This is a genomic window from Spiroplasma endosymbiont of Asaphidion curtum, from assembly GCF_964031085.1.
Classification (GTDB): Bacteria; Bacillota_I; Bacilli_A; order Mycoplasmatales; family Nriv7; genus Nriv7.
Genome location: NZ_OZ035001.1, coordinates 390027 through 402918 on the forward strand (window position 1 = coordinate 390027; position 12892 = coordinate 402918).

Consider the following 12892-nt stretch of genomic DNA (forward strand, 5'->3'; position numbering starts at 1 on the left):
ATGGCAAAAATTATTGGAATAGATTTAGGGACAACAAATTCTTGTGTGGCATTTATGGATGGTGCTGAACCAAGAGTAATTGAAACTCCAGATGGAGCCAGAACGGTACCATCGGTAGTAGCATTTAAAAATGAAGAAATTCTTGTTGGAAATAGTGCAAAACACCAAGCAGTAGCGAATATTAATACTATTTTTTCAATTAAAAGTAAAATGGGAACTGAGGAAAAAATTAATATTAATGGTAAGAACTATACACCAGAAGAAATTTCGGCAAAAATTTTAAGTTATGTGCGTGATTTTTCAGAAAAGAAACTTGGTGAAAAAATTATTAAAGCAGTAATTACGGTTCCAGCATATTTTAATAATGCGCAAAGACAAGCAACAGAAAATGCTGGTAAAATTGCTGGTTTTGAAGTTGAACGAATTATTAATGAACCAACAGCAGCGGCGTTAGCATATGGTATTGATAAAGTTAATAAAGAGCAAAAAATATTAGTTTATGATTTAGGAGGCGGAACTTTTGATGTTTCAATTTTGGAATTAGCTGATGGTGTTTTTCAAGTGTTAGCAACATCAGGTGATAATAAATTAGGTGGTGATGATTTTGATCAAATAATTACTGATTGATTAGTTGCTGACTTTAAAAAAGAAACTGGTATTGATTTATCAAAAGATAAATTGGCAATGCAAAGAGTAAAAGAAGCTTCAGAACAAGCTAAAAAAGAATTATCTGGTAATTTACAAACAACAATTTTATTATCATTTATTTCAGCTAATGAATCAGGACCAGTACATTTACAAAAAACCTTAACACGAGCAGAATTTGATAAAATGACAAGATTATTAGTTGAACGAACTTTAAAGCCTGTTGAAAATGCATTAAATGATGCCAAATTAAAAGCTAGTGATTTAGATCAAGTTTTATTAGTGGGTGGTTCAACAAGAATTCCAGCTGTTCAAGAAGCAGTTAAAAAAATATTAGGGAAAGAACCTAATCGTAGTATTAATCCTGATGAAGTTGTTGCTTTAGGAGCTGCTATTCAAGGTGGAATTATTGCTGGTGATGTTAAAGATATTTTATTGCTAGATGTAACCCCATTGTCATTAGGAATTGAAACTTTAGGTGGTGTAATGACACCTTTAATTCCAAGAAATACAACAATTCCAACATCAAAGTCACAAGTATTTTCTACTGCTGATGATAATCAACCGGCTGTGGATATTCATGTTTTACAAGGTGAAAGACCAATGGCTAATGATAATAAGACTTTAGGTCGTTTTCAATTATCAGGAATTGATAAGGCACCAAGAGGAGTACCACAAATTGAAGTAACATTTTCAATTGATGTTAATGGTATTGTTGCGGTTAAAGCTAAAGACTTGAAAAATAATAAAGAACAATCAATTACAATTAAATCTGATGAAGGTTTAAGTGAAGCAGATATTAAAAGAATGGTTGAAGAAGCAGAAGCTAATAAAGAAGCTGATGAAGCTCGTCGCAAAAATGTTGAGTTAGTAAATAAATCCCAAACTTATTTACATGATATTGAACGAGGAATTGAAGAAGGCAAAGAAAAAGTGACTGAAGAACAAAAAACAGCGATGAATGATATGAAAGCAGAAATTGAAAAACTGATTAAAGAAGAAGATTATGTTGGTTTAGAGAAAAAAATGACTGACTTGGAACAAATGATGATGCAAGTAGCACAGTTTATGCAACAACAAGCTAATTCTGAAGCTCCAGAAATTAATGAACAAGAAAATAATGATAAAAAAGATGATGTTATTGATGCTGAATCTAATGATTCTGGTGTTGAATCTAGTGATGAGAAGAAGTAAATTAGGAATGATTCTTACTACAATGTGTAGTAAGAATTATTTTATGAGCAAGGTAGGGTTAAAAATGAGCACTAAAAACAAGCGAGACTTTTATAAAATATTAGGTTTATCGCGTAATGCGAGCAATGATGATATTAAACGAGCTTATCGTAAGTTAGCTAAGCAATATCATCCTGATGTTTATAAACAAAGTGATGCTGAAGCTAAAATTCAAGAAATTAATGAAGCGTATGAAGTATTGTCTGATTCTCAAAAACGACAAATGTATGATCAATATGGCAGTGCTGACCCAAATATGTTTAGTGGTGGTCAAGGTTTTGGTAATTTTGAAGATATGTTTGGTGATATTGGTAGTGTTTTTGGTGATTTTTTTGGCGATATTTTTGGTGGTGGTCAAAGAACGCGACAACGGCATTCACAATCACATAAGGGTGAAGATATCTTTTATCGCGAAACTATTAGTTTAAAAGATGCAATTTTGGGAACAACGATTCAGTTTAAAGTTAATGTTAATTTTCCTTGTGATGAATGTCATCAAACAGGTGCTAAAACAGCAGGAGATGTTGTAAAATGTTCAAATTGTAATGGTCGGGGGATTGAAGTTACTGAGCAAAGAACAATGTTAGGAATTATTAGACAAGAAAGACCTTGTCATTCTTGTCACGGAATTGGTGAAATTATTAAAAATAAATGTTTACAATGTAAAGGTAAAAAGTTTATTACTAAACAAGAAACCATTAGTCTTGATGTCCCGAAAGGAATTTTTTCTGGACAAAAAGTGCGTGTTCAGGAAAAGGGTCATTATGGGCTTAAAGGACAATCTCGTGGTGATGTTTATATTGAAATTGAAGTTCAAAAGCATGCATTTTTTCAGCGTGATGATTTAGATTTATTAATTACGATTCCGATATCTTTTGTTGATGCAATGTTAGGAGCAATTATTAAAGTTCCAACATTTGAGAAAACAGTGGAATTTAAAATTCCTCCTAAAACTAAAAATAATGCTGTTTTTACAATTCCTAAAATGGGAAGTTATCATCCTTTAAATAGCAAAAAACGCGGTGATATTTTTGTTAAAATAGAAATTGCTTTTCCAAAACATATTTCAAAACAACAAGAAAAGGTTTTACAACAGTTAAGTGATGAATTAGATTTTAATCCTAACAATGAATTTATTAAAAAATTTAAATAGTTAAAAAATATCGTTAATCAACGATATTTTTTTATATTTGTGGTAATAAATATTAGTATTAAATTTATTTACAATATGGTTTTATTTTCAAATTTTGAAAATAAAACCTAGTTTACTATCTGATTTTATAAAATATGACAAATATGTTAAAATCAAAGTATTACTATTACTATTTTAAAGAAAGGGTAAAGAAAAAATGGAATCAGATATTAATGAACAGCGGTTTAATAATTTGTTTCAAACTTCTTTGGAAGAAATTAAAGCAATAATTAAAGTACCTTCATTTAGTAATGGTGAAGTTAATGAACAATATCCTTATGGAAAAAATGTTCATCAAGTATTAGAGGATGTTATTGATTTAGGCAAAAAACTTGGTTTTAAAACTAAATTAGGAATACAAAATCGTTATGGATATATTGAGTTTGGTGCTGGTAAAGAATTAATTAAAGAATTAATTGGGATTTTATGTCATCTTGATGTTGTTTTTCCCCCCGGGGTGATTTATCAAAATGAGAATTTCCTCCTTTTGAACCAACTATTAAAGATGGTATTCTTTATGGTCGGGGAGTTATTGATGATAAAGGGCCGGCCATTATAAATTTATTTGCTTTAAAGTATTTAGTTGATGAAGGTTTTATTCCTCAGAAAAGAATTCGGTTAATTTTTGGCATTACTGAAGAAACAACATGAGATGCTATTAAGCATTATATGAATAATGAAGAAAAACCAAAATTTGCATATACTCCGGATGGTTAATTTCCGCTTGTCTATGCTGAAAAAACGATTTTAAATTTAAAAATTATTGAAAAAAATCCGCAACAAGATTTTACAATAAATGGTGGTGTAGCTTATAATGTTACTTGTGATCAAGCAGAATATCGTGGTTCACAATTAGAAACATTAATTACGGTATTAGAACAAAATAAGTTTTTATATAAAAAACAAGATAATAAAGTTATTGTTTTAGGAAAAGTTGTTCATGGTTCAAAACCACAAGAGGGAATAAATGCCGGATTACAATTAGTAATGGCATTAGCAACAATTAATAATGATAGTAAAATAGTCATGTGAATTGCACAACAATTAAGATTAGACCCCGATGCTATTAATATTTTTACTAATATTGAAGATGAATCAGGCAAATTAACTCTTAATGTTGGTTTTATTGGTTGTGATTTTAGAATTCCCATTCATATAGATGTTAATGTAATTTTAAAGAAATTAGAAGCTTCATTAGCACCATATAATTTAGTAATTGAGCAAGTTGATTTAAAAGAAAAATTATTTTTTGATAAAAACTCATTAATTGTTAAAAAATTATTAAATGTTTATCAGCAAGCAACTAATGATATGTCGCAGCCGTTAGCAATTGGTGGTGGGACTTGCTCGGAGTATGGAAAATTGTGTTGCTTTTGGGGCTATTTTTGATAGTAATACTTCAACTGAACATCAATATAATGAGCAAGTTTTAATTTCAGATTTAAAAAAAGCATATTGAAAATTTATATTCAAGCAATTATCGCTTTGGATAGTATATAGAAACGGAGATTTTATTTATGGAAGAAAATATTAATAGGCGGCAAAGAACTTGAAAAAAAGTTAGTAATGGTGTTAATAAAGGAATTAATAAATCATTAAATGGTATTGAATGATTAGGAAATAAATTACCAAAACCATTTTATTTATTTATTTATTTGATTATTATTTTAATGTTAGTATCATTAATATTAAGTTATGTTTTACCTGATGGTGTTGTTTTAGAAAAATTTTATGACCGTAATACCCAGCAAGTAGTTGATAAATATCAACTAAAGTTTTTTAATCTTATTGGTCGTGATGGCATTGTATGATGATTAAAAAACTTTATTAGTAATTTTATGGGTTTAGCAACAACGGGAATTGTATTGTTAACAACAGTATTTGTTGGTGTGGCTGATAAATCAGGATTTATTGATGTTTCTTTAAGAAAAGTTGGTTCTAGTTTACCAAAAGTAATTTTAACTCCGGCTTGCATTTTTCTAGGATGTATTTCATCATTAGCTGCTGATGCTGGTTATTTAATTTTAATTCCCTTGGCAGGCACATTATATTATCGTGTTGGTAGACATCCTTTAACAGGAATGGCGGCAGTATTTGCTGGTGTTGCTGGTGGATTTACAACATCACTTATTCCAGGAAGCGTTGAGTTTATAATGGCTTCATTAACAAATGATTTTTTAGGCGAAGGTTCTTCTTATCAAGTAAATCCATTATCAACTTATTATTTTACATTATTACTTTTATTTGTGTTTACATTAATTGGTTGATTTATTACTGAAAAAGTTGTTGATAAAAGAATTATTGCTCATTATCCAATTGCAAAAAGAGATGATTTGCAAGTTAATAAAAATTTTCATTTAGATGATCAACAGCGAAAAGCAATGTGATTTGTTTTAGGATTTGTGATTATTTATATTATTGGAATATTATTAATGACTTTTATTCCCCAAGCACCATTTAATGGTTTTATTAAAAATATTACTAATATTACTCCTAATAAAAAATTAGAACCGAAAGACTATCAATTAACGACACACTTAGTATTAATTATTGGGTTTTTATTTTTAGGTATTGGAATAACTTATGGTTTTGCTGCCAAGACATTTAAAAATAAAGATGATATTGTTAATGCTTTGGTTATTGGATTTAAAAAAACTGCTCCAAGTTTAATTTTATTTTTAGTTATGACACAGTTTATTGCTGGTTTTGCACAATCAGGAATTGATATTGCTTTAGGATATTATATTGGTTCCGCAATTAACTTTAATAATACAACATTAACTTTATTTGTATTTATTTTAATCGTAACAATTATTAATTTATTTATTGGTTCAATGTCTGTTAAATGAGGGATTTTAGGTTCAATATTTGTAATGGCTTTATTAAAGTCGCAAATTCATCCAGCGGCTGCGATTGCTGCTTATCGTATTGGTGATGCTTCAACAAATATGATTTCACCACTAATGCCGTATTTTCCTTTAATAATTATATGAGCAAAAGAATGAATTCAGCCAAAACAAAAAGAGAAATTTGAAATTGGTTCAATGATGTCAATCATGTTTCCATATTCACTGTCTTTCTTATTAATGGGAACAATTATTTTTTTTCTTTGAAGTGTTACTGGACTTCCTGTTGGTGTTGAAGGTCCATTTTATATTGATATTGTTACTAGTGATAATATAGTTAAATCAATTATATTACCAAGAAATTTAATTTATACTGTGCAGTCATCACTGTAATATGCTATTAAAATAAAAATTGAAGATGGTAACAACTAAGCAGATATTTGTAATTAATCATTAGACTTGGTACATAACCTTTAATTTTATCTACTATTTTGATAATAGACTTCTTGCATTACTTATTTATTAAACAAAATTCCTATAAAATATATTTAAAATAGAAATTATAAGGAATTTAAGATTATGAAATTTGATAAATTTAATTTTATTAATGATAAAGAATTATTACGATTAACTGGAATAAAGCAAAGTACTTTTAATAAAATGTTAAATATTTTAAAAGAAGCTGAGTTAAAAAAGTTTAAAAGAGGTGGTAAAAATAATAAATTATCATTAGAAAATAGATTATTGATGACTTTATCATATTGACGAGAATATCGTACTTATTTTCATCTTGGTAAAAGTTTTGATATTAGTGAAGCTAGTTGTTATCGAAATATCAAGTGAATTGAAGATATTTTAATCAAACATCCTGATTTTCAACAACTTGCTGGTAAAAAAGCATTAATAAATGATTATTTTAATGATAAAACAATTATTATTGATGCTACAGAAACACCCATTCAACGCCCAAAAAAAGACAAAAACAATCTTATTCAGGAAAAAAGAAAAAACACACTATTAAAACACAAGTAATTATTGAAAAAGAAAGCAAAATAATTATTGCAACAAATTTTTCTCTCGGTAAAAAGCATGATTTTTGTTTATTTAAAGAATCAAAAATCCCAATTTTAAAAAATACTAAATTAATAGTTGATAATGGTTATCAAGGAATACAAAAAATTCATAGTAATGTTCTAATACCTAAGAAAAAAACAAAGAAAAACCCTTTAAATAAAGAACAAAAACATAATAATAAATTAATTTCAAAAATGAGAATTATTATTGAAAATATTTTTGCTATTCTTAAAAAATTTAAAATTATTACTGAAAAATATCGTAATCGTAGAAAACGATTTAGTTTAAGATTTAATTTAATTGCTTCAATTTATAATTTGCAATTATAGATAACATAAAATATTTATTTAAAATTAAATTTAAATGCCAAATTGTAAAGTTAAGTGCAACTAAATTATTTTTCTAACCAAATATTCGATTGGTGAAAGATAATTTAGTATTTTTCTTGGTCTTTGGTTTAAAGACAATATAAATTTATGAACTGCATTTTTAGTAGTATTTGAAAAATTAAATTTTTTAGGAAATTTTTCTCTAATTAAACCATTAGTATTTTCATTAGTACCTCTTTGTCAAGGCGAATACGCATTAGCAAAATAAATTTTCACATTTAAATTTTTTTCAAGTTGTTGTCAATTAGAAAATTCTTTACCCCTATCAAATGTTATAGTCTTAACAAGATTATTTGGAAGAATTGATAAATAATGGCTAATGTTTTCGTTAACAACTTTAGTAGTTCTATTTTCAACTAACATTGCTAAAGTAAATCTTGATGTTCTTTCAACTAAAGTTATTAAACATGATTTACTTTTACCTCGTGATGATACTACAGTATCACCTTCTCAATGACCAACAGTTATACGATTATTAACATTAATATTTCGTTCTTTAATTGATTTACCATTAAATTTACCGCGATTTTCTTGAGATTTTCGTTTCTTACCTTTTCTTCTTAAATTTTTATTAGTAACTTTTTCAAGTAATCCAGAATAAATTCAATTGTAAATTGTTTTAAAACTAATAATTCATTCTTTATGAAAATTTTTAATTCTGCCATAAATTTGTTCAGGCGATCAACCTAATAGTAATTTTTGTTGTACATATTTTACTAATTCTCTATTTTTAAACTTATGAAAATAAACATGTGATTGTTTTCTGTTTTCTGCTTTATTTTGTGCAATTAATGAAAAATAATGATTACTATCTTTATTTCTATTGACTTCTCGAATAATAGTACTAATACTTCGATTAAGATTTTTAGCTATTTCACTAATTTTTACTTTAAACTTCAATTGATTCTCAATATAAATTCTTTCATATATGCCAAGATGTTTGTAACCCATATAAAAACTCCTTGCTTTGTTTTTTCTAAAATAAACTTAGCATCATGAAATTTTTATATGAGATTTTTTGCAATTTTATTTACTTGCACTTACAAGTATAATTCAGCAAATAATAAAATAATTTTTTGTTGTGTCAAAATTTACACATTTAATAAAATCCATAAGTATTAACCTAATAAAAGTTAGAAATTACTATATAGTATTTTTTATTTACAAATAATTTGTAATTATTTTAATAAGTAATGCAAGAAGTCTAATATTATTTCCTAGGTGAAGTACAAATGTTAGATAAATACAAAGACGAAAATGAATTTTATAGTTTGGTAGGTGCAAAATGTTATAGTTATGTACCAAGTCTATTATACAAAAATTCTTAAAATCATTAGAAAAATGGCAAAACCGATTAAAAATTGAAAGGTATAGTAAAAGGCTGGCAAAAAGATATTATTGGAAAATAAGGGTACTAATAATAATTTATTAGCAATTGATGCTACAGAAATTCCAATTGAAAGAATTAAAAAAAACTAAAATTATTATTTTCTGGTAAGAAAAGGCAACATTCATTAAAATCGCAAATAATTATTGATTTATTTAACAATAAAATTATTTCAGTAGATTTTTGTTATGGCAGTATTCATGATTATAAGTTATTTTTAAAATCAAATACACTTATAAATCCAAAATTAGAATTAATTGTTGATTCAGGATATCAAGGTTTGCAAAATGTTCATAAAAATACATTATTGCCAATTAAAAAGAGTAAAAATAATCCTTTAAATCCAGATAAAAAGGAATATAATAGCTTTTTAAGTAAAGTTAGAATTGCCATTGAACATGTTTTTGCTAGATTAAAAAGATTTAAAATACTAGTTTATCGTTATCGCAATAAGATTAGAAGATTTGGATTACGATTTAACTTAATTTCAGGAATATATAGTTTTGAATTAAGCTAGTTATAGTTATGTACCAAGTTTTATGAAAAAACAGTCGCTTTGTTAACACAATGTAGTTCAGAATATAACGAATCACTAATCTTTGCTCAAGAAATACAATACATTAATAATGAAGTTCAAAAAATGATAATTGGAAAAAAGCAATTAGATAATATTATTAATATGATTAATTATCGGATTAAAGCATTAAATATTAATTATACTCAACAAAACCAAAAGGAAATTTTTAATTTTTTACAACAATTAATTGCTATTGAAAATATTTCAACTATTAGAACATATTTAGAAAATACACCAATAAATTTAAATATTGATCAATCAATAGACTTGGTACATAACTATAACATTTTGTACCTACCAAACTATAAAATTCATTTTCGTCTTTGTATTTATCTAACATTTGTACTTCACCTAGGAAATAATATTATCAAAATAGTAGATAAAATTAAAGGTTATGTACCAAGTCTAATGTATTTTTATATGCTTAATAAATTAGCAAGAAATTGTGTTCAAGCAACAAGGTATTTAGATAGTTGAAGTTTATCACATAATAACAATAAAAAATCAGTTATGTATCAACGCGATAAGGTGTTTGCTGAATTATACTTGTAAGTGCAAGTAAATAAAATTGCAAAAAATCTCATATAAAAATTTCATGATGCTAAGTTTATTTTAGAAAAAACAAAGCAAGGAGTTTTTATATGGGTTACAAACATCTTGGCATATATGAAAGAATTTATATTGAGAATCAATTGAAGTTTAAAGTAAAAATTAGTGAAATAGCTAAAAATCTTAATCGAAGTATTAGTACTATTATTCGAGAAGTCAATAGAAATAAAGATAGTAATCATTATTTTTCATTAATTGCACAAAATAAAGCAGAAAACAGAAAACAATCACATGTTTATTTTCATAAGTTTAAAAATAGAGAATTAGTAAAATATGTACAACAAAAATTACTATTAGGTTGATCGCCTGAACAAATTTATGGCAGAATTAAAAATTTTCATAAAGAATGAATTATTAGTTTTAAAACAATTTACAATTGAATTTATTCTGGATTACTTGAAAAAGTTACTAATAAAAATTTAAGAAGAAAAGGTAAGAAACGAAAATCTCAAGAAAATCGCGGTAAATTTAATGGTAAATCAATTAAAGAACGAAATATTAATGTTAATAATCGTATAACTGTTGGTCATTGAGAAGGTGATACTGTAGTATCATCACGAGGTAAAAGTAAATCATGTTTAATAACTTTAGTTGAAAGAACATCAAGATTTACTTTAGCAATGTTAGTTGAAAATAGAACTACTAAAGTTGTTAACGAAAACATTAGCCATTATTTATCAATTTTTCCAAATAATCTTGTTAAGACTATAACATTTGATAGGGGTAAAGAATTTTCTAATTGACAACAACTTGAAAAAAATTTAAATGTGAAAATTTATTTTGCTAATGCGTATTCGCCTTGACAAAGAGGTACTAATGAAAATACTAATGGTTTAATTAGAGAAAAATTTCCTAAAAAATTTAATTTTTCAAATACTACTAAAAATGCAGTTCATAAATTTATATTGTCTTTAAACCAAAGACCAAGAAAAATACTAAATTATTTTTCACCAATCGAATATTTGGTTAGAAAAATAATTTAGTTGCACTTAACTTTACAATTTGGCGTTAAAATAAAAATGCTAGTTATAAGCGAAAAATATTAATTGGTTTAATTGTTACTATTAAATGATTATGTTTTTTATCTATTACGCCAGTATTTTTATTGCCTTGAACATACTATGATCCTTATCAAAATAGTTTTTGTCGACAACATTTTGGATTTCGACCAATTAAGAAAGAACAAAGAAGACGAAAAATAATCTATTTTATTCTTTCTAGTGTATGATTATTAATAATCATGATATTATGCTTATATTTTATGAAAGTATGAATATTTAAATAGAATTTATTTGAATTCGAGAAAAGAGGAGATTAACAATGAAAAATATTAAATTGGTTGCTAATGATTTAGGAATTAAAGATGATGATTTAATTGCTTATGGTTCATCAATGGCAAAAATTAAATTTCAAAATATTAATCAACGCCGTAAAGGGAAATTAATCCTATTTACTAGTACTAATCCAACACCATCTGGAGAAGGAAAAACAACAATGAGTATTGGTTTAGCACAAGGCCTTAAACAATTAAATCAGAGTGTTTGTCTAGCATTACGAGAACCTAGTTTAGGTCCAATTTTTGGAATTAAAGGTGGTGCCATTGGTGGAGGATTAAGTATTATTGAACCTAAAGATAATATTAATTTACATTTTACTGGTGATTTTCATGCTATTACTACGGCTAATAATTTAGTTAGTGCAATTATTGATAATTATATTTTTCAAGGTAATAGTCTTGATATTGATATTAATAACATTATTTGAAAACGATGTTTAGACCTTAATGACCGTTCACTTCGTAATGTTGAAGTTACAATCTCAAAAACTATTAAAAGAAAAGAACAATTTCAAATTACTACTGCTAGTGATATTATGGCAATTATGGCTTTAGCTAAAGACTTTGAGGACTTAAAAGTCCGATTAAAAAGAACAGTAGTTGCTTACAGTAATACGGGAAAAGAAATTACGATTGCTGATTTACAAATTGTTGGTTCAATTTTAGCGATTTTAAAAGATGCTTTAAACCCTAATCTTGTTCAATCATTAGAAGGTGTTCCGGCATTAATTCATTGTGGTCCGTTTGCTAATATTGCTCACGGTTGTAATTCTGTTATTGCTACTGATTTAGCATTAAAATTAAGTGATTTTGTTATTACTGAAGCTGGGTTTGGTGCTGATTTAGGATTAGAAAAATTTATGAATATTAAAGCAAGAAAAACAGACATTATACCAGATATTGTTGTTATTGTATCAACAATTAAGGCTTTAAAACTTCATGGTATAACAGATAGTAATAACCCTAATGAATTAGAAAGATTGCAAACAGGAATTGCTAATTTATCTCGTCATATAAATATTGTTAAAACCTTTAACCGTAAGTTGGTTGTTTGTATTAATCGTTGACCAGATGATAGTGATGAAGAAATTGCAATGTTATTACAATGATGTGAAAGTCAAAATATACCAGTAGCAATATCAACTGCAGTTAAAGACGGTGGAGTTGGTGCAATAGCATTAGCAAAAGTAGTTCTTGAACAATTAAATAAACCAGAACAACAATATCTTCCTATTTATGACAGTAATTATTCGCTACGAGAAAAAATTTTAACTGTTGTTCAAAAGATTTATCAAGGAAATAATGTTATTTATACACCACAAGCAGAAGAAAAGTTACAACAATTAGAAAATAGTTCTTATGCTCAATTACCAATATGTTTTGCTAAAACCCCAGTATCTTTAACTGATAATCCTAAAATTTTAGGAGCTCCAAAAAATTTTGATATTACTGTTCGTAATTTAAAAGTAAATAGTGGCGCAGATTTTATTATTATTAGTACAGGAGATATTATTACAATGCCAGGATTAAGTAAGAGTCCACAAGCATATAATATTGATGTTGTTAATAATGAAATCATTAATATGAATTAATATTAAATGAAA

Annotated in this window: 12 protein-coding genes; 11 read left to right on the plus strand and 1 reads right to left on the minus strand. The window is 26.6% G+C overall.

From position 1 onward, the window contains the following. The 7 genes from dnaK (at position 1) to AAHJ00_RS02415 (ending at position 7319) form a co-directional block, all read left to right on the plus strand. On the plus strand, positions 1-1839 hold the full coding sequence (gene dnaK, locus AAHJ00_RS02390) for a molecular chaperone DnaK (protein WP_342224384.1): 1839 nt from the start codon (positions 1-3) through the stop codon (positions 1837-1839). Between the two features lie 64 nt (positions 1840-1903). After that, positions 1904-3031: a molecular chaperone DnaJ gene (gene dnaJ / locus AAHJ00_RS02395; RefSeq protein WP_342224385.1), complete on the plus strand. Its 1128-nt coding sequence runs from the start codon at positions 1904-1906 to the stop codon at positions 3029-3031. 196 nt (positions 3032-3227) lie between these two features. Beyond that, positions 3228-3629, plus strand: coding sequence for a hypothetical protein (locus AAHJ00_RS02400; RefSeq protein ID WP_342224386.1), 402 nt, complete (start codon positions 3228-3230; stop codon positions 3627-3629). Beyond that, positions 3602-3787 carry a hypothetical protein gene (locus AAHJ00_RS07900; RefSeq protein WP_425288883.1) on the plus strand — a complete coding sequence of 62 codons (186 nt, stop codon included), beginning with the start codon at positions 3602-3604 and terminating at the stop codon, positions 3785-3787. The genes AAHJ00_RS02400 and AAHJ00_RS07900 overlap by 28 nt, the downstream gene beginning before the upstream one ends. Positions 3788-4057: 270 nt before the next feature. Next, on the plus strand, positions 4058-4462 hold the full coding sequence (locus AAHJ00_RS02405) for a hypothetical protein (protein WP_342224387.1): 405 nt from the start codon (positions 4058-4060) through the stop codon (positions 4460-4462). Between the two features lie 125 nt (positions 4463-4587). Continuing rightward, the gene (locus AAHJ00_RS02410; protein WP_342224388.1) at positions 4588-6309 is read left to right on the plus strand and encodes an AbgT family transporter; all 1722 of its coding nucleotides are present in this window, start codon (positions 4588-4590) and stop codon (positions 6307-6309) included. Positions 6310-6495: 186 nt separating this feature from the next. Continuing rightward, positions 6496-7319 (plus strand): IS5 family transposase gene (locus AAHJ00_RS02415; RefSeq protein ID WP_342223477.1). Its coding sequence is split into 2 segments (ribosomal slippage): positions 6496-6892 and positions 6892-7319, totalling 825 coding nucleotides; the frame shifts between segments, so codons are not numbered across the junction. A 60-nt stretch (positions 7320-7379) separates the two neighbouring features. Here AAHJ00_RS02415 and AAHJ00_RS02420 read toward each other — a convergent pair. After that, complete coding sequence (locus AAHJ00_RS02420; RefSeq protein WP_342223478.1) at positions 7380-8330, minus strand: IS30 family transposase; 951 nt, start codon at positions 8328-8330, stop codon at positions 7380-7382. A gap of 587 nt (positions 8331-8917) precedes the next feature. Between AAHJ00_RS02420 and AAHJ00_RS02425 the strand changes: the two genes are divergently transcribed. From AAHJ00_RS02425 to AAHJ00_RS02440, 4 genes are all read left to right on the plus strand, one after another. Then, positions 8918-9283 carry a transposase family protein gene (locus tag AAHJ00_RS02425; protein ID WP_342224600.1) on the plus strand — a complete coding sequence of 122 codons (366 nt, stop codon included), beginning with the start codon at positions 8918-8920 and terminating at the stop codon, positions 9281-9283. A gap of 123 nt (positions 9284-9406) precedes the next feature. After that, the gene (locus AAHJ00_RS02430) at positions 9407-9895 is read left to right on the plus strand and encodes a hypothetical protein (RefSeq protein WP_342224389.1); all 489 of its coding nucleotides are present in this window, start codon (positions 9407-9409) and stop codon (positions 9893-9895) included. A gap of 89 nt (positions 9896-9984) precedes the next feature. Next, positions 9985-10935 (plus strand): IS30 family transposase, encoded by a 951-nt coding sequence (locus AAHJ00_RS02435; protein WP_342224390.1) that lies wholly within the window; start codon positions 9985-9987, stop codon positions 10933-10935. A gap of 337 nt (positions 10936-11272) precedes the next feature. Beyond that, the gene (locus AAHJ00_RS02440; protein ID WP_342224391.1) at positions 11273-12880 is read left to right on the plus strand and encodes a formate--tetrahydrofolate ligase; all 1608 of its coding nucleotides are present in this window, start codon (positions 11273-11275) and stop codon (positions 12878-12880) included. Positions 12881-12892: the final 12 nt, after the last annotated feature.